This is a genomic window from Stappia sp. ABD4_338, assembly GCF_056312175.1.
This window is the reverse complement of the sequence record NZ_CM149982.1, coordinates 1,460,932-1,482,769: the sequence shown is the minus strand read 5'-3', so window position 1 is coordinate 1,482,769 and position 21,838 is coordinate 1,460,932. Positions and strand designations below refer to the sequence as shown.

Genomic DNA, 21,838 nt, shown 5'->3' with positions numbered 1-21,838 from the left:
TCTAACCCTCCTCTTTGAAATATGTTGCCTCGATTTCCGCGATCCGGTCACGAGCGGGCTTGGGGGCAACTTCGGAGGAGACGCGCCCCCAATTGTCGCGAGGCAAGGGATTTCCGCGCATCGCCCTGGCCAGAAGCTCGAATTTCTCCGTGTCCGCCCGTTGTGACACAAAATGCGCGGGCCGGAACCCAAGGGGGCCGAGCGGTTGGTCGAGCGGTACGCTCTTTTCAAGGAGTCGTCTGACTTCATCCGCCCCCCCCTTCGCCGCCACGAGCGCCAGCAGGGCCCCGCCACTTTTGGCACTGTTCTCCGGGGTGATACGGTCGATCAGCGAGCCGAAGAGCGCAGCCTTGACTGCTTCTTTCGGGGCGTTTTCCCCTGAGAAGGGATACTTCTCGTAGATCGCTTTAATCAGGCAGAGACCTTCCGTTGCACGAAGGTTGACGTGAGCAGCAAGCAGCGGCGCAACGGAGGGCCAAGCCGCCTTGGATATTTCCGTCAGAACGGTCTTGTCGAGAAGCAGGTCGGGACGATGCTGGGCGATCCGGAGCGCCTCGTCACGATGGGCATTGCGGAGCCAGTCGCGTGCGGTCTTGACTGTGATGATTTTCCAGTCGCGCGGACAGCGCGTGTGGCCGTTCACCAGCCGTCCTGCCGGACCGGATTTGGCGGCCAGTTCATGGAGCGTTTTGCCATTTTTGCCAAGCGCTGTCGGGTCGATACGGGGATCGTCGAGAAGGACCTCAAGCGTGTCACGCAGTCTTTGGTCGTAGCCAGGCAGGTCGCGTTGCACCATGTGCGCCACAAGCTGAGCCAGGTTACCATAGCGACCACCCAAAAGATGATGCGTGTCACCGGGGTCGATGTCAGGGTGAGAAAGGAGCCACTTGACAGTGCCGGGCCGGAGGTTCACCGCAGCCAGCCCGAGTGGGCTGAGCTCGTTCTCGCCGCGAGGGCCGAACAACACCGCGCGATCCTCTGCAGTGAGACCCGGCGTTGTCAGCAGCAACTCGAGGGTTTTCCATCTGCCATTGGCCGCCGCGAGGTCGCTGGCTCGCCAGCTGTGTGCCGCCTCATTCATTTTTGCCAGGACGCTTGAACGAGAACGAAGCTCTGCGACGATATCGAGGTGACCATTTGAAGCAGCGTACATCAGCGACGTTTGGCCATTGCTATCACCCACATCGGGAGATGCACCCTCTTTTATCAGGTACCGAAGAATGGAGAGCTGCCCCCCTTGCGCTGCCTGATGCAGCATTGTCCGGCCATCACTTTCGCATATCGCCTCATCGAAGCGGTATTGGCCCATCAACAGGTCCAGGATGTCCTTTCTGCCAGATTGGATCGTGCCACATATCGGGTGAAACCCTCTGTAGTCTGGCTCCTTCACCCGTGCTTTGTGGCGAAGCAGCGTCGCGACGGCAGCGGGAGATGACCAGGCGGCGGACGTGAGCGGTCCTGAGGAATCGGAGTTCTTTGCGTTGGCAATTGCCTCGACATCTGCGTCCGCTGAGCGGAACCAAGTCTCCAGAAGATCAGCAAGTCCGTAGGCGGCCGCAACATGTACGTAGCGTTTTTTGATCAGAGAATGAGGCACCTTTGCCAGAGGCGTTTCGGAGTGTCGAAAGACCTCGATTGCATAATCCCGGAGAAGCGTGTTTTTGGGCGACGTATCCCAGGGAGAGAAAGCAACCTGCATATCAAGTATCGAAGCCGCGACAGCAATTTCTGCCTTCGAAACCTGCCGAAGGGCCGGTCGTCCTTCTTCGTTCCAGGCCTGGGCCCTGCGGAGCAGCCCGCGTTCGTTATTGAGATAGCTTTCGAAGTCGCTGAACCATTCAGCGCCTGCCTCCCACCGATCGATCACGGCCTGATGCGTCAGCCGCACCGTTTCCTGCTGACCGGCAAGAACCGGGACCATTAGCCGGGACTTCAGGAAACGTTCAATCAGACCCGACATAAGAGAGCGGACCGGCGGTCGCGCGACATCGCGCAACTCCTTTTCTCCGTCATGAGAAAGACCAACGAGGGGTTGCAAAAATCTGTTGAGATCGTTCTTCTTGGGAACTGGCTTTCCCTTCTTATGCTCCACGGCGCTGTAGCTTCCTGCGACCTCAAGCCAGGCGGTCGTGGCCAACTCATCAATCAGGCTCTCCATCGCCGGCATGTCGTCGATGTGGTCAGCAGTCAGCACTGGCTCATCGCTGGCGTTCAGGAACGACCCTGTGAGCTCCCCTCCTGGTTTGCGCACAAGGGGGCGACAGCGGTCCTGCAACCGTGCCAGCCAAAGCCCTAGAAGCGGCAGCGTCGAAGCCTCGACGCTCACAGTTTCCTCGAGTTCCTTCCAGAGTGTGACGATCCGGCGCAGCGCGTCCACATCGGGCGGCAGGCCGGCAGCCTTGAGCGGCGCCTCAACGATCTGCCGCACCCGCTCCTCGTTCAGATGAAGGGTCTTCGTCCGGTCGAGCCGCCAACCGTATTCGGCATTGGCGAAATCCTCGCGCAACTTGTCTCTTTGGGTCTCGAGTGTCGCGACGATGGCGAAGCGGCCGCTCTCAAGGCAGGCGCGGAGGAACTCAAAAGCGGGCCGGAGGCGATTCGCCGCGCTTTCGGAGCTTGACTGCCGAAACAGGATGTCGAGAAACTCCTCGAACTGGTCAATACCCAGGAGTAGTCGCGCGTCGATACGCCCGAGCGCCTCGGTCAGCGCGAGTGCCGCCTCACCGATGGCATCTGTCCGCGAGGGATCCATTAGAAAATTGGTCGTGATCCGCGGGTCAGCAGAAAGGATCATTTGCCAAAGCAGCCAGAGGCAGTTTCCCGTACCGTGCGGGTCAAGGTCGTTTGGCCGAAATGCAATTGCGATCGCCTCTTTGTCCTTCGCGCGGACCAGCGAGCCGAGAATGCCGCGCCGCATGTACGACGTCTTGCCGCAACCGGAGGGACCGGTCAGCAACAGGGTCCGTGTCGCGGCGCTCGCGCCGAGGTCGAAGGCATCGCGCCAGAATTCGTCGGCAACAGTATCTGCCTCGGCTTGCAGGCCCGGCAGAGGGTAGCTGTCGCGAATGTCGTAGAAGGTGAGCGCGTTCTTGTATCCGCTCGATCCATTGTGCGGAAGAGCAATGGGAAGGACCAATTTCTTGGTCTCTTCCAGCAAACCAGAGCACATCGCCGCAGCACTATCGAAGTGGAGCAGTTCTATCTTTCCTGAGGCGCGCAGGGCCTTCAGATAGTTTAGAAGCCCCCTTCGCTGGCGCTTCAGCTGGGGCCTAAGGACTTCCTCTTCTTTGTCTGTCTTTCCACTTAGCACGCGTCCTTTCAGCAGCGAGCCGTTGAAAAGCACATCCTCAACGTCCGTGTCCGGTGCAACGTTGCAATTCGCGACATAGCCGATGAAAGGTTTGGGGCGGTCGGGGTCCTCTATTGCAGCGTCGATGGCACAGAGCTGTTCGAAGATCGTACCTGTCAAGGGATAGCAGCCGTTAATCAGCGCCTCTTCGCTTGCCTCGACGCCAACCGGCCAGGGATGGAGAAGACGGAAGTGGCCCTCTCGCCAGGCCGCGAAGTCGCGGCCAAGCGGCGCGCCATCAGCCAAGGGAACGCCACACCGCTCGCCGAACATGCCAATAGTCAGAAGCACCTCATCACCATCGGTGCGGATGAGCTCGCTCTGGATCGGCTCCCGGGCGTCGAGGTCTTTCAGAACCTCATCCACTTCCCAGCGGTACGGTTTACATTCCAGCTCGGTCTGTCCTAGAGATTTGTTCCACTTTCTAAATTCGAAATCGAAATTGCCCCGGGTCTCGACGAGATCACCGGAGGACGACAGAAAAACCAGTCTACGCCGCATCGAAGCCCCGCTCTCACCAAATGAAACCGCAGGCTCTTGCCTGCATCAAAAATTTCTGCAGCTCCCGCTCGCAGTCTCAATGCCGATCTGAATTTTCTCAAGCGTGTTGTTTTTAACGATCACAGGCAAAGATTGCACTGACTGGGCCTCTGTGGCAACGGCGCGCACCGTCTGAAAATCCCTCGCAAGCGCCAAGGGCTCCGACAGAACGATGGTTGTGGGCGAAAGAGGGGAACATGGCGGTTGTGCCTGATGACCGTCATAGACTCGGCCCTCTCTCAGGCTCAATCCGATCGGCAGGCTGCGGGCATCCTCCACCGCGCGTCATGCTCTCGGGACCGCCCAGGCACCGTCCCTTTTCGCCCGGTTGGCACCATGCAGCTGCACGCGGACGCAGGCGCTGTCGATCGTCACGATGTGACCGTCGTAAGCCTTTGACACCGTGTCCAGAGATAGGCTGGCGCCGAATGCTCTCCGACAGCAAACCGGTTGCAGAGCGTCGTGCACGAGCCATGCCGCTCCTGCACGTAACGTCAGGGCGAGCCGGTGCGAAACTGCCAAAGGATCGCCTTGATGACCCGACAATCATCGACATACGTCACGCCGCGTCTCTTGAGCGGCGCAACGGTTCGACGGCGAAAGGGTCGTTCACCCCATTCGGAGAATACGTCGACGCTCACTACCGGCTCGCCAGCCTTCGATATCACGCCCCAAGAGGGATGCAGCGTCGCGCACGATCTCGGTGCCCCGAGCGAGCGAGGGACAATGATCGGGCCCGGAATCCAGCGTGTTCCCCAAATCACCCTTTAGCTGCCCGAAGCGCTTTTCGAAGAATTTGCTCCGAACCGCCGAGCCGCTGAAATCAAGCTTGGCTTCGACCGCGACAATGGCGGCACCGATTGCCGGGATGAAAGCGCTTAGGATGAGAAGCACCTCGCCCCAAGCGTAGCCGGGCTTCGCCGCAATGCCACGGAGGCCGAGGGTCATCCATAGAGTGAAACCGACCAGCGCAGCTACAAGCAAGAGAAACAGCGTGTTCTCGATCCGCTCCAGATTGACATGAACGTGGTGCATTCGTCGGTGATTGTTCCGGTGATACGCCTCTTGTGCCAAGATCAAGTCACGCTCCGCGCGCCGCAGGGCATCGAGCCGACGCTCTTGCGACATCACTCCAGAAGGTGGGCCGGCTTGGCGAAGCAGGTCGAGCGCGCGCCATTCGGTCCAGGTCGCTGGCGGCATCTTGTGCTTGTCGCCAACATCGATGCCAAGAGGCCAAGTGACGAGGATGCCCCGTAGGCGCTCCGCGAAGACCCTCGCATCTGCCCATACGCGATGCCGCTCTCGCCCGGCAGCCTGCCGCCACAGGTAGAATATCGAAGCGAGTAGGAAGAACTCCAATACAACGCAGATCAGCTTGAGATTGGAAACGTCGCGCAGCAGCGGCACATGCTTTCCTGCAGGAAGCACGCCGATAAGAACAGCCAAAGCCGCAAGGCCCAGAATGACAATCTGTAGAGACCGGTGACGTGCACTAACCCGGTTCGCGATCAGATCGGCCGCAGCGTACTCACGATCTAGACGCTCATTCCCAGCGGAAGGATCGCCCTGGTGCTGAACGGATGAGACACCCCCAAGCAATCTGACGAAGTGAGAGTAAATTTTTGTCCACTGTCGCTCCCACACGCCAGGCTTGGGTTGCGACGCGAATTTGGCTGCGCGAACATTGTAGGAAACGTATGCGATCTTCTCCGTCGCAGTCGACTTGTCGGCAACTTTCCAGGGAGGAGAAACGTAAGGCCTTAGCAAGTGAAACAGGCTGTCAGTCGTCGCAACCGGCGCTAAGGTTTCCCGTTTTTCATTTGCAAGCGCCTCGACGAACTCTCCCCGATCAAGGTCGTCAAACAACATCCTCGGGTCGAGCAGTCGTGCCGGCCCTGCTTCTGCCGGGTCAATCCACAGAACTGGCACTCCTCGGGTCAAAGCCTGGAAGACTGTATCCGCCGTACCGCCCGGGCCGCGGGGCAATTCTCCATCCCACACGACCACCACGAGATCGCCATATCGGACCAACCAACGCATTTGGTCCAGATGCGCATTTCTCGATGGCACCTCCGCTTCCGCACCCATTCCATCCAAGACGGTGACCTGATCGAAGATGGAGAAGTCAGTTACACGGGCGTCGGGCTCTGCAGCCAGTTCGCTCGGGCGCGTTGTTAGAGCGGAGAAACTCGACAACGTCCAATCGTCCGTTGCATCTTCATCCTGGTAGGGGAACACACCGTGTATTGGTCCATGCGGTAGCCCGGACTCATGCAGGTCGCACCAAACCCGCGCCGCTTGGCGATCTGTTCCCGGTGCCCCCCCCACCAGCAACGCGGCAACGTGAGATGATCTTCCCGACGAAAAGTCCGGGCGGTCGGCCGCCAGCTTGAGAGCGACCTGGCCGACGAGTTCGAATGTGGTCCGGATCCGATCCCTGATGAGCTCCTCACCTGATGTCACCTTCCGATGTCCAGCGAATGCGACACGAAGGGCGATTGTCGTTGCTGCGGTTTCACATGTGTCGGTGACATCTTTCTGGTGATCCATGGTGTCCTTCCCGAACAAAAGACTATGATTGCCCGTATCGGGCGCGAGAGCGATATCTTCAAAAATTTCATCAACACGGGCGTTCCCAAACACCTAGCATCGAAGTCGTCACAGATGGAGTCAGTGTCCGGTATGTCCGTTGTCAGAACATTTGACACACCTAGCGGTGTAGATCAGCGGAGCGTGGGCCTCGTCCGCGGTTGATGTTTAGGCGGCGATCTCACGGCGCAGCATTCCGCATAGTGGACTGGTAGCAGGCTTTCGTTGGGAGCCGAACCAAAGTCCAGAAAGGCAGAAGCAGGCTATCGCTGCGGTCGGAACGAACGACAAGAATGGGGCCGATAGCGGAATGTCAGGTTTTGGCGTACTGCTGTGAAATCCAGACCTTCAACTAGGTTCGATCTGTGCGATTGAGCCTTGCGCATCAGGCTGCGACGTCAGGCGCGATTTCGATCCCGAGAAAGGTCAGGGCCTCTAGAAGCAGTGCTTCGAAGTTTGCCAAAGTCATCCGACAGTCCGCGTCGGCCTGCCGGCAAAGGCGTTGTGCGGTAGTGACCTTTTGATCCGGCTTGAAATCATTAAGCACGAGATACGCCCAATCTGCATGAAGCTGCTCTTCGAGTGTCGTCTCACCGAGCAGAATCCGGTTCACCAGATCAGGATGGCATACTTTGCTAGGATCACGCTTAACCAAGTGGTTCTTGGCACTTGCATCCGTCCACACCGCAACCGGATAAAGTGTCTCTAGCGATGCGTGGACATTGAAATGGGCAGCCCTGGCAGCACGCAGACTTGCGGGTGCGGGGTAGACGAAGCACTTTGCCGACTTAATATTATTCGGTTGTGCGTTGAATTCCTTCTTCGCTTGGCTAGCGTCGCCGTCGACGATACCAACCGCCTTCGGCCGTTCAGGATGATGCTTGTGCTGTGAACGCCAGCCGCTCAACATGTCGATCACGTAGGTGTGCCCCGCCCCTTCCCGCTTTGTCTCAAAACGAACTCGGTCGACCGCTTCCGGGAAAAACAGCTGAAGCGACCTGGCGAGAACGAGCCTGTCGCTTTCACCTTCCACAAAAATGCGCGGACAGTTCTGCTGCGCCAACTGCGCGGTAACTGCTTTCGCCTCTTCCTGCTGACGGACTTGCGCGACCATTTCTGAAATGCGCGGTGCAATCATTGCCAGAGTGCCAAGGCTTTCGTCGATTCCCTTCGCGTCCGTTCTTGTGAGCGTGCCCTCCGCGTCCGTTGTCCGGGTCACAAAGTTGAGGGCGATCTCGTCCTCCCGCTGGCCGAGGTCATAAAACGCCGGAGAATGAGTGGTAAGAAGTATCTGGGCTATTCCCGATCGGGCCAAGGCATGCAACTCATCCGCCAGTTGCACTGCGCTCCCGATCTCCAAATTGTTTTCAGGCTCCTCATACGCCCATATGCTGCTGATCGGTTGCCCGCCACGCTTCTGCAGCGCAGCCTTCTTCTCGGCCATGAACCGAAGGATCAGCGGGATGTGCCTGGCCTTGACCCCGTCACCGCGGTTCTTCAGTGACACCGACTTCTCGCCGCTCAGGAAATCGAGCTTTTCGAAGATGTGATATAGGTCCCGCGGCAGCGCCAGACGGGTCTCAAAACCCAAGGACGCAGAGATACTGGCGGTCAGTTCGTCCAGATGATCTCCAATCGACTGCTCGAATGCTGTACTGGATTCGTGGAAAGTGCGCGCAGCTACTTCAGAAATAATGCCATAGATACGTCCTCGGAGATCATCGAAGTATTCGGCATCCTTGATGGCCGGGACATATTCAAACTCGATCTTGCGTAGAAGCGCATGGACGTTCGACTTCTCCGGAATCTTTACGTCCTCTCGAATCTCCTGCCCACGCTTACCCTCGGTGATCCGCTGGCCGTGGTAGTCGTAGTCCTCGCTCCACTGCCCATCCTCGCGCCAACGCTTGGTCCAGATAATTACGTGTCCGTTGGTCGCGTGGTATGTTTCCGGCAGTGCTATCTCGATGCGGACAACTACCTCCTTAGCCTTCCGGACGCGAGCCGGTGCGAAGAAATTGTAATCCTCATTGAAGTCAAACTCGACACCAGGGTTGGTCTCACCGTTGAAGAATAGGTTCAAAGCCCGAAGGATATTGGATTTTCCGCAGTCGTTCCGACCAACAAAGATGGCGAACTGAGAAAGATCAGCATCGATTGACCTTATTGAACGGAAGTTCTCGATGTGGACCGATTTAATGGTCGCCGCCATTACCCCCCTCCGAATCTCGTCTCCCAGACGGGGCAGCATAGCAGTCTGGGCACAATCATGCCCGCGTATTGGACCTGGTGTGAACAACACACTTCGCCAAGCCCGGTTGAGAGTTAGCTCAGTTGTCCGACGCGGCGCGTGGTGAGCCTTCCGAAACGTGCGCACCAACTCTAGCCGAAGGTCGGCTTTCGGGATTTTGCGCTGGAAGACTGAATGACCGATCGGGGCGTGTTTTGCAGTCTGACTGCTCATGGCAAAACCAGTCCTTCAGCTCCGAGGCGGGGAGGGGACTGTCCGGTCCTGGAGCTGCAGGAGGAAATAGCTGCCATAGATCGCGGGCGGCCTCCATGACCGCCTCCGCCCCCATTGCAGCCAGTGGGTGGTGTTTTTGGAGAGCTCAAATGCTGCCGTTTTGACCCGCCCCCCCCCCGACATCAGCTTCGCGCGCGCCATTCCGGTCGTCGACTAGGGTTGGCAGCGTTCCAAGAGCCGACACTATCAGATCGCCAAACCTACAACCGCGTCGGGTGGTGTCGGTCCTGCGCCTAGGTTAGTGGAAGCGTGATGCCTGCTGTCAACCAGACCACGCCTTTTGGCACCCACACAAGACGCACAAATTGGCAGAGTTTTGGGCGATGCGGGCCTATCGGACATGGCCACTGTGACATCCTTGATTTTGCGCCACGCTTTAGAGGCGAAATTATCGAACGGATTCAAAGCATAAGATGGACAACGCAAAACCGGAGCTGCCACCATGTATTTATGTTATTAATAGCGCTGTGTGACATGGGCGGAATATCGTGAGCGACCTGGTTGAAAGCTTCCTTGAAACACACGGCCCTCGCCTATCGAGCGAGGTCGCGGAGTATTTGGTCGTCACACTCGGGATTTCACCGGTAGCGGCGCGAAAGCGGGTGTCCAGGCTCGCAGGCAATGTGCGGCGCCTCGGCTACATCACCTTTCCCCGCAAAGCCCGGTACATGTATCTCGAGCAGCAGTTCGGCTCGCGCCCGTATTGGGAGAACCTGGTCGAAGCTCTCATGCGGACCAAGTCCTCCTATGGCCATGCCATTGCGGCTTTGAGGCAGCGCGGCGGCGCGGTGCCCGAGCGGCTGTTTCCGATCGTGTGCGGCTCGCCGGTGAAGCAGCGCAAACATCTGTCCGCCGAGAGCGTGTTGAAGCACCTCATTGAGGCTGGCCTATTACAGCGGGTCGCACTGCCAGGACTCGGCGACTGCATCGTGATCGTGCAGGCGGAGGGCTACTACAACAGCCTCGCCGAAATGGTTCGCACCCGACTCATCACCGAAGGTTTCCTGCTCACGGCTGTAAGCGATTGGCTGAAGAAGCTCGGGGTAGTCAGCTACGGAAAGGTGGCGACCCGCGACGGAGACGCTCTGCCTCGCGTGGGCACGTTCGCGTGGGACTTAACCGCGCCGTCCTATCTCGGCCCGATGGTGAAGCCCGGCAAGGAGGGCAAGGACAAGCCAGGGTTCGTCGTGTGCGACGTGCATTTGGGGGAAGAGGCCACGGTCGAGGGCGTCCGGCCGTTCGTCACCAAGTGCAAGACCTTACGAGGATTTCGAAGTATCGGGCCGTGCCTGCAGATCTTTGTGGCCGGAAGGTATAGCGGAGAGGCTTTCAAGCTGCTCAAGGAAAACGGCATCATGCCGGCTACACCCGCCAATCTTTTTGGCGAGGAAATTGCGGCCGGTTTGAAGCAGCTTTCCACTGTCCTGACGAAAGCGGCCGCGCTCTCGACGATTGACCCGACGGCGTTCGATGAGCTGTTCAGCAAGTTCGGCAAGATCGAGGGCGCCGCCAACCAGCTCAGAGGCACCCTGTTCGAATACCTGGCTGCAGACATATTGCGTAAGAGCGGAGCGCATCAGGTGCGCATGAACCGGATATTTAAGCAGGAGGCCAAAGAAGCCGAGGCAGACGTGATTGCCGTGCGCGATAACCTGTCGCTGACCTTCATCGAGTGCAAGGGCCACTCCCCGTACGGCGAGACGCCGCATTTCGAAGTCGAGAAATGGCTGCAGCACAACGTGCCGATTTTCTTCAAATCCGCGAGGAAGCATGACGACTGGAAAAACCTACCGGTTCACTTTGAATTCTGGACGACCGCGCCCCTGACCGAGGAGTCGATCCAGTTCCTTGAGAAGGCCAAGGCATCGATCAAGCCGACGCGCTACACCATTGGGTGGCGCCTCGGACCGGAGGTTCTGACATTGTGCAAGGGGACGAAGGATGACGGCCTCGTCACCGCGTTCCGGAAGCACTTCATGAAGTACAATGCAAAATCGGCAGCAATTGCCGAAGCCATCTGGCCGTAAGGGTCCAACTCATGAACGACTATCGCATCGGCATCGAGCGAAACCTCGCTCCCATCGCGTTTAAGTTTTTCGCGACGTTCTCGCGTTTCGAATTCGCTTTGAAGCGCGGCAACTACGCGGCAGGCGATGAGGGCAAGAAAGCCTCTCCCGACTGGATCGGCTTCGCGGGCGACCTGGGCGATGACTTCTTCAAGCAAATGGAGGCGGCGGACGCCGCCGAAATTTTTTTCGAGGCGCCCCCGAAGCGCCTGACGATCAAGGTTGGCGGCGGTGTCGAATTCACCGATCAGGACAAGCTGACAAACACGCAGATGCTCCTGGCGGCCGTCGGCCTCGTGCGAAACAATCTTTTCCATGGCGAGAAAATTTGTGTGAGCGATCGTGATGAGGCGCTGATCCACGCCTCCTTGTTCGTGCTCGATAGCGCGTATGCGGCGGCGAACGCCCGAGAGGACATGCGGCAGGTCTGTGCGGCTTTCAGGTACGCCCAGATCAACCCACACTGACAAAAAAGAGCGCCGGATGATCCGGCGCTCTCATCCTTGACGTTCAAAGGACAGACCGCCTAAGGCCCGTATCGGCCATGCTTGTCATGCTTTTCATGCTTGTATATCTGCTTCGCGGATCAGCTGACCCAAAAAGTCACCTGTCTCCTACCCACCCCAAATTCGACGCAGGTCTGGCGTGGCGGGAATGGCCGCTTTCGGTATCAGCGGCGCTGACCTTGAACGTCCGACTTGGGCGCGCGAAGCCGCCATTGATTGAGCGCATGACCAACGTCAGCCCAGGGCCGAATGCGACTACGCAGCGATTGAACGCGAATGTCTGCTTCGCTCATCGCTAAGGCCATTTCCCCCTCACCCCCGGCCCCTCCGCTCGGCCGGGGCGCTGGTTTACACCTTCAGCACAACGGCCGCATCGCCAAGCGCCTGCCGCACCTGGCGGGACACGAAGTCCCGCGTCTTGCGGCTGCAGGCGCCATTGCTGAGCGCGCTCGCCTCCTCCTCCAGGTCACAGGCGATCGTCGCCAGACTGTCGCCCTCGATGATGATCCGCCGCAGCGCTGCGAAGGCCCGGCTGCCGATCTCCACACGCACTTCCCGCAGCTTGCGCTCCGCCTCCAGCGCGCCAACCAGGAGGTCAGGCTCGATCGCCCCTCGCCCGCCGTCGACCCGCTCCACCGTCCAGTCCAGCGAGCGCACATGCGCGCCTCCCTGCACCTTCATCCAGAGATCGCCCAGCCGCAGCGCGGCTGCCACCTCCGCCTTGCCGAGCGCCCCTTGCGTGTAAAGCCGCTGGATCGTCGCGTTCGATTTCAGGAGGGGATCACGCGCCTTGCGCACCGCGGCCGCTGCCTGACCGGTCGCCTTGCGGGTTTCCCGAACGCCAGGCCGGCGCCGGATGCCGAGCGGATCCCCTTGCGCCTCCGCACGTTCCCGTGCCCCCCGCACCCGGTCCAGCTTCGCTCTCCTCTCCGCCTCGTGTGCCGCCATCTTCCGTTCTGCCGCCATTGCCATCACCTCACACCGCCTCTTGGGGCTTAGCCTCTTGGGCGCGGTTTCCAGTCCGGGGAGACCGGACCGGCTGTTTGCCCCTCCAGCCGGCCGGTCTCCCCCTCTCGTCCTCCCTGATCCCTGGTAGCTTGGGTCCCTGTTGTGGCCTGGTCCCTGCTGGAACCGCTCGTCCGCCCTATGCCCCGCGCAGGGCTGTCCGTGCGCCCGCCTGACAGCGGGCCTCCCGGGCAGGCGGCCCCTCTCGGGCAAGCGCCAGGATCTCATGCGCCCTTGCCGATGCCGCCTCGTGCCTGAGCGCCCGCTCCTGCGCCGCCCGGCGCAGCACCGGCGACATGATCGTGGAAGCCGCCTCATCGACGTTGCGCTGGAAGGTCGCCCGGCTTTCCTGCCAGACCTCGCGAAGCCGCGCGTAGTCCTCGAGCGTTGGTAGCCCGTGGCGTTGACGAACCTCGCCCAGCAGATACGGCACCAGACCGTCAGAGACAGCCGCGGCGAGAAGCTCGCGCGCATCGGCATGCTCGAGGAACTTCCAGCCAACCTCCTCGCTCAGCGCCCGCCGTTCGCCCGCCTCCGCTGCACGCACCGGCCGCTCGGCCGGGTCCGGCAGCAACCGCCAGGGACCGTCTGCGAGATAGCGCGCCAGCGTCCCGGGCTTGCGCCGGTGCCGTGTCACCCGGTTGAGATAGACAGGCACCCGCCGGGCCGCATCGCGCCGCTCCTGAGGGGTGAGCTTGCCCCAGGCGGTGTCGATCCGCCCGCGCCGCTCGGTGAGCCCGGAGGGCCACTGGCGGATTGTCTCGTTCAGCAGCCGGGTGTCCGCAGCCTTGCGGGCCGCCGCACTTCGATCAGTCGCACTCTGGTCAGTCGCGTTCTGGTCGGTCGCGGCTGGCGCGCCAGCCCCGGCCACATCCTCCCTTTCCGGGCCAGCATCGCGGGCTTCGGCCTCAGGCAAGGCGGTCTCCTCGCCTTGCTCCGGAGCAGCCTCCACGGGAGCGCCTTGCTGCGGATCGCCCTTCCCCTGGCTTCCCGGCACCGATCCGACCCCGGCCTCGGGGTTCGGCCTGGCGCCAGTGCTCGAGCGGTGCTCGGGGAGAACGCCCGACGGCGCGGCAGGCGGCGCGGTGAGTTCCGAGGGCTCGGCACCAGCCGTGTCCGCTGCAGCCGGCTCGGCAAGGGGGGGCTTTGGGGGGGATATATTACGGGTTATTATTACTGGTTCTGTGTCCGACCAGCCGGACACGGCTCGGCCCGAATTCCGGACACGGCTTTGCGGCGCCTCATCGGACCCGTGTCCGGATTTAGGACACGGCTTTTCAGCCTCCGCAGCAGAGGGAAAATCCTCCTCGAAGGGGAAGCGATAGCGTGTCGAGGCCTGACGCTTCGTGCGCGGGTCAAGCCGCGCCTCACGGTGGATCAGCCCGCGCTCTTCCAGAAGCGCCAGATGGGTGTTGAGCGTCGAGCGCGACAGCTCGCAATCGTCGGCAAGCGTGCCCTGGGATGGAAAACAGCCATGGTCCGGGTGATACCGGTCGCACAGGTGCCACAGCACCAGCTTGGCAGCCGGCGGCAGCCCCCGCTGGCGGATCGCCCAGGTCGTCGCCTCGTGGCTCATGACAGCACCGCATGAATGAGCGGCATCGCCCACGCGTTGAACTCCACGGCGAAAACACCGGCCACAAGCCACGCCATGTCCCGGTTGCCGCGCTCGCGCTCGCAGGCCTGCCGATAGGGCCGCGTTGCGCGCAGACCGGCAAGCCGGCGCTCGTAGCGCGCCCTGACCCGGATCGCCGAGCTGTGGGTGTCCATCACGCGCGCAACCGCCTCCGCCTCTTGAGCGGTCAGGCGAACAACCACCCGCTGCTCCGGATCGGTCACCATGGCCGCACTCAGGCGGAACCGGCGCGCAGCGGCGCGGCAGGCGTCCGCATCAACGTCACTCGACGCAGGATGGTCATGCGCGCTCATGCCGCCACCGCCATGAGCGCGGCATCGCCCCATTGGTCGGCCGCCGCCGCACACATGCCCGGCCAGCTCCGCGCGCGCAGCCGCGCCCGCTCCGGTCCCGGCGGCATGCGGTGGACACGGTTCCATGCCTTCCATTCGGCGGATCCGCGCTCGGGCTCGCTCAGACGATCGGTCTCGACCAACCCGGGCAGCCCTCGCAGATACCAGCCCGTCGACTTGTAGGCCGGATCACCAAACCAGAACGGCTGCACCATCTGCGGCGCCGGCAGATCCGCCGGCATCCGGTCCCGCGCCAGATCGTTCATTTCGGGATTTTCGATCGCGATGTGCGGGATTGGTGCCCGCCAGCAGGCGACGAAGAGATCGACACCCGCCTCGAACTCGGCCCGCAGATCCTCGACCGTCCTGCCGCGCGGCAATTTCTTCGGGGGCGTCCACTTGCCGGGCCCGCTCATCCAGCGCCGGCCGGATCGGCACAGACGCGTGCACGGCGGGTGCATGACGGCGAGCAGATCCCACCCGTCATCCAGATAGTCGCGCACATCGCCGATGATGTGCCGGTTGCTGCCGTCCTCGGCCGGCTCCAGGTCGCAGGACCACACGTCATGCCCCCGCGCCGCAAAGGCGGTGCGCATGATCCCGCTGGTCTCGCAACCGATCAGGACGCGAAGTGCTCTCATTCCGCCGCCTCCCATCCGAACAACGGCCCGGCATCGTCGTTCGCCTCGCCCGAGGCGGCCGCCGCGCGGCGGCGCTCGTCAGGTCCCATCCAGTCACGGCGGATGCGTTCCGCTGCGATGTCCGCATACGCCGGATTGAGTTCGATCAGTGCCGCCCACCGCCCGAGCCGCAATGCCACCAGCGCCGTGGTTCCGGCACCCCCGAATGGATCGAGGACCAAACCGCCCGGCGGACAACCGGCACGGATGCAGCGCGCGGCGAGCTCTGGGGGAAACGTCGCGAAATGCGCTTGGGAAAACGGTCTCGTCGCCATGCGCCAGACCGTCAGATCCGCGACCAGCGGGTCGCAGGCGTCGGGCGCATCCTCATAGTTGCGCAGCAACCGTCCACCGGCGCCCTGTTCCGCTTTGGTCATGGCGTCCCAGCGAGCATTGAACCCGTCGTGTCGCCGCGAATGACCGCGCTGCTTGTCCACCCGCCGGTTTCCGGTGACCTGTCGCGCGCCGCGAGCACCGCCGACATAGGAGCCACCGCGATAGGTCGTCGCATCCTCGTCACCGGCCCGCCCGACGCGCACCGCCCCGGCATCGTAATAGGCGCCGATCCGCGACCAGCGATTGGCGATCACATCCGGGCGCGTGATCAGCGCGCATGTCTCCGTGAGGTCGGGAGCACACGAGATCTCGCCCGTGTCCCGCGCCCGCCACACGTCGCCGTCGCTTGATTTCGTCAGGAGGAAAATCTTTTCGTGCGCCGTCGCCGGGCGCGCGGTGCCGGAACTGTCCGGCATGGGGTTCGATTTGCCCCACACGATTTCCGAGCGAACCCACCAGCCAGCGTCCTGCAGGGCGATGGCGAGCCGGTTCGGCAGCATGCAGAGATCCTTGGGCTTGAGCGTGCCGCCCACCGTCGAGAATGGCTTGTCACGAAACGTCCTGTCGTCATGCCCCGCCGCTTTCGTGTCAGCAGCGGAACGCCCGGCGGGCGCCGTCGCATAGCAGTCGCCATAGTTGAGCCACAGCGTGCCGGCAGGCTTCAGCACTCGCCGCACGGCCTCGAACACGCGCACCATGACGTCGAGATGTTCGGCGAGCGTCGGCTCGAGGCCGATTTGCCCTTCGACCCCATAGTCGCGCAGGCCCCAATAAGGCGGCGAGGTGACGACGCAATCGACGCTGTCAGGTTCCATTGCCGCCAGCCGGTCGAGCACGTCGCCCAGGTGCAGCGCGCACCGCCCGTCGCCGAGAATGTCGAGAACCGCCCCCATCACGCGGCCATCCCGTTGCGCATGGGCGCAATCTCTGGTCGGATGACAGCGTTGATTAAACCGTTTTGGAACAGCGCTTCATGGCCGAAGACACCCCTCCCCCGCACACCCCTGATCCGCCTGTGCGGGACGCCTCGTTGAAAACGCCCGAGGCGCTGGTCTGGGGGGCCTTTCTGGGCATAGCCGCTGTCGGGCTGGTGACGCTCGCCGCCTCCGGTGCGGAGATCTGGACGCGCGACTATTGGGGAGATGATCGGTCTGAGATCGCTAGTAAGCTGGCAACATTCGCGCTCGCGATGGTTGCTATTTGGCTTGCCTGGCGAAGAACGAACACTGCAAGCCGACAGCAACGCGTCGCCGAGCGGGGTATGAACGTGGATCGTTACCAGAAGGGCGCTCAGATGTTGGAGAGCGAAAAAACCTACATCCGCGTTGCCGGCATCAACGGGTTGCGCGATCTGGCAGCCAGCGACCCAAGCGAAAGCTATATCATCGTCCAATCGCTTCTCGTCGCCTTCATCCGAGAGCACTCCAAGACCCGCGCACCGAAGGCCGCTGAAACCGACAAAGAAACGGAAGGTACCGCCAAACAGCGCGCGACATACGAGGACCTTAATCCCGATGTCCGTGAGGCCTTGGACGCCACAACAGCCCTGCGGGAAGCAATCCCCGAGGTGCATAACTTGGAGCAACAAGCTCAGTGGCGCCCCAGTCTCGCACGCGCAAACCTGTCCGATGCAAACCTTGACGGCGCCAACCTGTTCGACGCGAACCTTGCCGAGGCCAACCTGTCCGGCGCGAACCTTTTCATCGCCAACCTGTCCCGCGCGAACTTTGACGGTTCCAATCTTTCCAGTGCGAACCTTGTCGGCGCCAATCTGTCCGACGCAAACCTTGCCGAGGCCAATCTGTCCAACGCGAGCCTTGGAAGCGCCAATCTGACCGGCGCGGGCCTGAGACACGCCAATCTGTCTGGCGCGGACCTTCAATATACAAGTCTGTCCGGCGTGAGCCTCAGGATGGCCAATCTGTCCTGGGCGAACCTCGCCGACGCCAATCTGTCCAGCGCGAGCCTGAAATACGCCAATCTGTCCCGGGCGAACCTCGCAGACGCCGATCTGTCCTGGGCGAACCTCGCAGACGCCGATCTGTCCTGGGCGAACCTCGCCAACGCCAATCTCTCCGGCGCCGTTGTTGCTCACTCTAACCTGTCCGCCGCCGATTTTTCCGAAGTCAAGATCAACGAACGCACCAAGCTCTCCGGCATCTGGGCATGGGCCGACCGGCCACCGAGGAACATGCCCCCGGAGATCGAAGCCGCGATCACCTACCGCGATCCGGCCGAGCGCAAAGACGGCGACTGACGCCATCACGCCGCCCTCCCCTCGTCCGCCGCGAAGAGGTCACCCCCGCCCTTTGCCCGCCGTGCAGGCCCGGCCGCCGGCTCACCGCGCCGGCACTTGATCGTCGAGGATAAGCGCCCGAAGGCCTCCACCTGGGCGCAACGCCGCGCCAGTTCCGCACTGGCCAGGGCGAGATTGCGCCGCAGGACCTCATTCCGGCGGGCCAGATCGCCATTGCGCGCGGTCAACTCGGCATTGCGTCTGGTGAGATCCGCCACCGCGGCGGACACGACGTCCGCCCGCGCGGCCTCATAGGCGGCATGGGCCTGGGCAAGGGCCAGTTGCGCCCGCAGGTCGTCGGGCCGCCTGTCGGCCGCCGCCCTGCGCCGGTCGAGCTCCCGCGCCGCCTCGTCATGGGCGTCCTGAACGCGGGCCTCATGCAGCGGGCGTTCACGGAGCGCGCTCATGGCCGCGCCTCCCGGGTTGTGGAATTACAACGTGTTACACTGGTGGTTCCCCGTGAAACACCCCGTCCCTCCGCCTTGTGGAACGCCCCCTCGCGCCGGTGAAGCTCCGCCGCATCCAGCAGCGCGAACGGGTTCACGTCATGCAGCCGGCACAGCCGCAGGAACGAGGTCGAGGACACGGGCTTGCCGTGCTCGGCATGGCTGACGACACGCGGCGAGACACCCGCCTCGCCGGCAGCCCCGCGCACGGACAGCCCGGCCCGCTCGCGCGCCGCGCGGAAGGCGCTGCCCATGAACGCCAGCGCCGCCGCCTCATGCACCGCCGCGCTCATGACAGCCACCCGGACAGCAACAGCAGGAGCGCCCGGCTTGCCTCGGCGGCGCACAGCCCGGTGACGAACCACATGGCGTAGGTGCCGACCTCTTCGCGTCCCCGCGCGCGCCGGAGGGCGCGCATGTGCCGGCAGGCCAGCACCTCGCCCAGACTGCCTTCCGCCTGTTGCAGCGTCTTGCCCAGAAAGACCGCCTGTCCCGGCGTCAGACGGAGCGTGATCTGGCCCTCGCGCGGCGAAAGCTTCCCGAGAAGGACAAGGCGTTGCCCGACGTCCAGGGCGGCCGTGTCGGTCTCACCGCTCATGCCGCCGCCCTCCCCGCACGGCCGGCAGCCGCTCGCCCGGGTGACCATCGCGCTCCGGCATCAGGAACCCCCGGCGCAGGTCGTCATGCCGCACCACGCGGCGCTCCTTGCTGACCCAGCCAAGATCGGCATTGCCCCGGCGGTGACCGTCGACCCACAGCCAATAGGGCTCCAGAACACCGTCGATCAGCCGCCAGTGCCCCACGACCATGTGCCCCCGCAGCCCAGCAAAGGACTCAACAGGCCGCACCTGCCCCCGGTGCAGCGCCGTCTTCGGCAGAACAAACTCGACCTTGTTGTAGGAGCAAAGCGGCACGCCAACCTGCGCGCGCCGGCGGCTGCACGCCGCGCGGGCCCGGTCCAGCATCGACGGCAGAACCCGGCGCACGCTGGTGACACGCGGGCTGGAAAGCGCGGCAAGCGTTGCCACGGCAACCTTCATCAGACCGAAGAACGCCGGGTCCTTGTTCTCCCCTTGGTCATCGCAGTAGCCAAAGGCATATGCACCAGCCTCCAAATGGATGGAGGCGGAGGGCGCGAGAAACCCTCTGCCTTCACGGTAGTCCATGACGAAGCTGCACACCGGCAGCGGGGCATCCACTCGCGAGGGCCTGACGAAGACGGTGACTGTCGGCGCTTCGACCGCCCCATGGCAGTAAAGAGCTATGGCGTCGTGCTCGACAAAGCACGGGACCAGGGGAACGCGCGCATTGGTGGCTGCAGCAAGCATGGATTCCGCGTCGCCAAAAGCCCGTTGAAGGACGTCAGGCCAATCCCCCGGCAGCACGAAGCGGTCGCAGGCCGGGCGCCAGTAATCGCCCTCGACCGGCGCATGGTTGCGGGCCGGCAGCTTGAGGGCATCGCGCGCCGCGTCCACCAGCGGATGCCCCGTCGGCGCCATCGCCATGAGCGTCTCGGAAATCCTCTTCATGCCGCATCCCTCCCTGCCATTGAAAACCGCCGGTCCCGTGCGCCGGCCACCGCCGCCGCCCGTCTCAGCTCCGCAAGGCCAACGCCGCACCAGGCGCCGACCTCCACCAGCGCCGCATCGCGGACGAACCGGCCGGCGCGAAACGCCGCAAGCGATGCCGGGCCTTCACCCGCGTCTTTGCGCTCGCTCTCACGCCTGTCGCGCCCGGCAATCCCGGCGGCACAGACGAAGAGCGCCAGCACGCGCCGCACATGCGCGCGTTCCGCCGGTGTGAACAGCACCGCGCTCATGCCCGCTGCTCCCATGCATCCGGGGGCAGCACCCCGCCCCCGTCGGCAGGCGCCGCACAGGCGGCAAGCGCCAGCGCAAGCCCGAACGCCAGCGCCCCGGCGACAAGCAGCGTCATGCGCCGCGCCCGCCCCGCGTTCAGCCGCAGCGTCTGCGCCGCGAGCCAGCCGGCCAGCGGGTCGGCCAGCGGATCGGCTTCGGCCTGAGAGCCGGTCTCCTCATGCGGTCTCATCGTCCCCTCCTGAGCGGTGTGGTCATGCGGGGCTGGAACACCTGCGCGTGGCACCACGCGCACCAGTTGGAGCCCGGTGCCGTCGGCGCACCGCAGACAAAGGCCGCCTCTGCTGTAGGGGGGACATCGTCCGGCCAGAGCGGGCGCGGGCATTGGCTGCGCTGCCGCTCCATCAGCGTCACCGCCTCGCGCGGGCCGATCGGGTCCACCCCCGCTGCAACGGGCACAGCCTCGGGTCCATCAGGCAGAAGCACCGTGCCGCGCGCCGGATTGCCCTTTGCGGTCTGGGCGGTCTGTGCGGCCTGTGCGGCCTGGGCGGATCTGGCCCGCGCCTGCCGTGCCCGGCCGGAGCCCGGGCGCTGCGGGCGCCGAAGGCGTGCGCGGCTGAACGCCAGTCCCATCCGGTGCACCTTGCCGATGACGGCGCTGCGGCTCACGCCCAGCACGGCGCTGATCTCGGTCGAGGTGTGCCCCCGGCCGATCAGCTCCGCGAGCCGGCTTTCCAGTGCGGGCGACCACACGCTCATCAGTGCACCTCCTGCAGGCGGGCAACGGCCGAAGCGCGGTCCGTCGCCATGAGCCCGTGCAGCTTGCGGATGAGCGCCTGGATGTTGCGCACATCGTCATCGGAAAGATGCTGGTCCGAGAGGTCCTGAACCGTCTGGCCAAGGGCGGCCAGAACACCGGAAAACCCCGGCCCGCTCGCCGGCGTCCGCTCCACCAGATCGCAGCCCGCCTTGTCCGCCAGCCATTCGGCCAGTTCCCGGATGCCATAGACCTGCGTCAGCAACCCGGCCCGCAGGAGCGAAAGCTCGCCATCCCGGTCGGGATCGGAGGCCGCATAGAGCAGCCATTGCGACACACCGAGTGTCGCGGCCGCGGCCGCGATGCCCTGCTCGCCGGTGCGCTGCTGGATCTCGTCAAACGCCCGGGTGATCGCATCGTGAACGGAGCCGCGCGGACGGGGCTTCACTGCGCTCATGTCATGCCTCCAGAACCGGCCCCGCCTGCGCAGGGCCTCCAAACACGGGAAGACGGTTGGACCTGTGCGGACCGGCCGCACGCGGCCATTCTCCGGATCGTCGCACCGTCAGGCGGCAAGCCGGTGCAAGGGATCGCTCCCCGCCCGCCGGCAGCGGCGCCCCGCACCGCCTCGCGGGGCGCCGGCCACACACCGACAGGGAGGCCGGCCCGCGCGAGACACCCAATCGCGCAGGCCGGCGGGTACGCCCGACCGGAGCCGGGCGAGACGATGAGGGAGGGGATGTGCGGAGCGAGAACGATGGACCGAGGGGAGATGAGGCACTCATGAGGAAACCTCACGAACCAACCCACGCTCGGAACTAAGGAAGAAATCGTTGGGTGAGACTGTTCCTCCGGTAACCTCAAAGATGCGACGCATCTGGTCCGGTCGAGGTACCCTTTCCCCCCGCATCCATTTGACAACAGCCGATGCGGTCACTCCTCCCATGCGCACGGCAAAT

General features: G+C 63.2%; 19 protein-coding genes. 3 read left to right on the top strand and 16 right to left on the bottom strand.

Annotated features, from left to right (window positions below; translation table 11 throughout):
- Position 1 precedes the first annotated feature (1 nt).
- From ACYX4S_RS06875 to ACYX4S_RS06865, 3 genes are all read right to left on the bottom strand, one after another.
- Positions 2-3,850, bottom strand: a complete 3,849-nt coding sequence (locus ACYX4S_RS06875; protein WP_476362350.1) for an ankyrin repeat domain-containing protein — start codon at positions 3,848-3,850, stop codon at positions 2-4.
- 648 nt (positions 3,851-4,498) lie between these two features.
- Complete coding sequence (locus tag ACYX4S_RS06870) at positions 4,499-6,439, bottom strand: hypothetical protein (RefSeq protein ID WP_476362349.1); 1,941 nt, start codon at positions 6,437-6,439, stop codon at positions 4,499-4,501.
- A 424-nt stretch (positions 6,440-6,863) separates the two neighbouring features.
- Positions 6,864-8,690 (bottom strand): ATP-dependent nuclease, encoded by a 1,827-nt coding sequence (locus tag ACYX4S_RS06865; RefSeq protein ID WP_476362348.1) that lies wholly within the window; start codon positions 8,688-8,690, stop codon positions 6,864-6,866.
- 800 nt (positions 8,691-9,490) lie between these two features.
- On the opposite strand from ACYX4S_RS06865, the gene ACYX4S_RS06860 reads away from it, so the two are divergent.
- Positions 9,491-11,029: a PDDEXK family nuclease gene (locus ACYX4S_RS06860; RefSeq protein WP_476362347.1), complete on the top strand. Its 1,539-nt coding sequence runs from the start codon at positions 9,491-9,493 to the stop codon at positions 11,027-11,029.
- 11 nt (positions 11,030-11,040) lie between these two features.
- Positions 11,041-11,535, top strand: coding sequence for a hypothetical protein (locus tag ACYX4S_RS06855; protein WP_476362346.1), 495 nt, complete (start codon positions 11,041-11,043; stop codon positions 11,533-11,535).
- Positions 11,536-11,922: 387 nt separating this feature from the next.
- Here ACYX4S_RS06855 and ACYX4S_RS06850 read toward each other — a convergent pair whose 3' ends face one another.
- From ACYX4S_RS06850 to ACYX4S_RS06830, 5 genes are all read right to left on the bottom strand, one after another.
- On the bottom strand, positions 11,923-12,540 hold the full coding sequence (locus ACYX4S_RS06850) for a hypothetical protein (RefSeq protein WP_476362345.1): 618 nt from the start codon (positions 12,538-12,540) through the stop codon (positions 11,923-11,925).
- A 178-nt stretch (positions 12,541-12,718) separates the two neighbouring features.
- Positions 12,719-14,155 (bottom strand): helix-turn-helix domain-containing protein, encoded by a 1,437-nt coding sequence (locus tag ACYX4S_RS06845; protein ID WP_476362344.1) that lies wholly within the window; start codon positions 14,153-14,155, stop codon positions 12,719-12,721.
- Complete coding sequence (locus ACYX4S_RS06840) at positions 14,152-14,508, bottom strand: hypothetical protein (protein ID WP_476362343.1); 357 nt, start codon at positions 14,506-14,508, stop codon at positions 14,152-14,154. The genes ACYX4S_RS06845 and ACYX4S_RS06840 overlap by 4 nt, the downstream gene beginning before the upstream one ends.
- Positions 14,505-15,188, bottom strand: a complete 684-nt coding sequence (locus ACYX4S_RS06835; RefSeq protein ID WP_476362342.1) for a hypothetical protein — start codon at positions 15,186-15,188, stop codon at positions 14,505-14,507. The genes ACYX4S_RS06840 and ACYX4S_RS06835 overlap by 4 nt, the downstream gene beginning before the upstream one ends.
- The gene (locus ACYX4S_RS06830; protein ID WP_476362341.1) at positions 15,185-16,456 is read right to left on the bottom strand and encodes a DNA-methyltransferase; all 1,272 of its coding nucleotides are present in this window, start codon (positions 16,454-16,456) and stop codon (positions 15,185-15,187) included. Before ACYX4S_RS06830 ends, ACYX4S_RS06835 begins: the two co-directional genes overlap by 4 nt.
- 80 nt (positions 16,457-16,536) lie before the next feature.
- Between ACYX4S_RS06830 and ACYX4S_RS06825 the strand changes: the two genes are divergently transcribed.
- On the top strand, positions 16,537-17,820 hold the full coding sequence (locus tag ACYX4S_RS06825) for a pentapeptide repeat-containing protein (RefSeq protein WP_476362340.1): 1,284 nt from the start codon (positions 16,537-16,539) through the stop codon (positions 17,818-17,820).
- A gap of 5 nt (positions 17,821-17,825) precedes the next feature.
- Here the strand turns inward: ACYX4S_RS06825 and ACYX4S_RS06820 are convergent, their stop codons facing one another.
- Genes ACYX4S_RS06820 through ACYX4S_RS06785 form a run of 8 tightly spaced genes read right to left on the bottom strand, consistent with a single transcriptional unit; the run spans position 17,826 to position 21,336 of the window.
- Positions 17,826-18,266 carry a hypothetical protein gene (locus ACYX4S_RS06820; protein ID WP_476362339.1) on the bottom strand — a complete coding sequence of 147 codons (441 nt, stop codon included), beginning with the start codon at positions 18,264-18,266 and terminating at the stop codon, positions 17,826-17,828.
- Positions 18,263-18,598 (bottom strand): helix-turn-helix domain-containing protein, encoded by a 336-nt coding sequence (locus ACYX4S_RS06815; RefSeq protein WP_476362338.1) that lies wholly within the window; start codon positions 18,596-18,598, stop codon positions 18,263-18,265. The genes ACYX4S_RS06820 and ACYX4S_RS06815 overlap by 4 nt, the downstream gene beginning before the upstream one ends.
- A complete protein-coding gene (locus ACYX4S_RS06810) occupies positions 18,595-18,903 on the bottom strand; it encodes a hypothetical protein (protein ID WP_476362337.1) in 309 nt (102 codons plus the stop codon). The genes ACYX4S_RS06815 and ACYX4S_RS06810 overlap by 4 nt, the downstream gene beginning before the upstream one ends.
- Positions 18,893-19,834: a hypothetical protein gene (locus ACYX4S_RS06805; RefSeq protein ID WP_476362336.1), complete on the bottom strand. Its 942-nt coding sequence runs from the start codon at positions 19,832-19,834 to the stop codon at positions 18,893-18,895. The genes ACYX4S_RS06810 and ACYX4S_RS06805 overlap by 11 nt, the downstream gene beginning before the upstream one ends.
- Positions 19,831-20,124 carry a hypothetical protein gene (locus tag ACYX4S_RS06800; protein ID WP_476362335.1) on the bottom strand — a complete coding sequence of 98 codons (294 nt, stop codon included), beginning with the start codon at positions 20,122-20,124 and terminating at the stop codon, positions 19,831-19,833. Before ACYX4S_RS06800 ends, ACYX4S_RS06805 begins: the two co-directional genes overlap by 4 nt.
- Complete coding sequence (locus ACYX4S_RS06795) at positions 20,121-20,354, bottom strand: hypothetical protein (protein ID WP_476362334.1); 234 nt, start codon at positions 20,352-20,354, stop codon at positions 20,121-20,123. The genes ACYX4S_RS06800 and ACYX4S_RS06795 overlap by 4 nt, the downstream gene beginning before the upstream one ends.
- Entirely contained in the window at positions 20,351-20,881 is a 531-nt protein-coding gene (locus ACYX4S_RS06790) for a GcrA family cell cycle regulator (protein WP_476362333.1), read from the bottom strand. The genes ACYX4S_RS06795 and ACYX4S_RS06790 overlap by 4 nt, the downstream gene beginning before the upstream one ends.
- Positions 20,881-21,336: a hypothetical protein gene (locus tag ACYX4S_RS06785; protein ID WP_476362332.1), complete on the bottom strand. Its 456-nt coding sequence runs from the start codon at positions 21,334-21,336 to the stop codon at positions 20,881-20,883. The genes ACYX4S_RS06790 and ACYX4S_RS06785 overlap by 1 nt, the downstream gene beginning before the upstream one ends.
- Positions 21,337-21,838 lie beyond the last annotated feature (502 nt).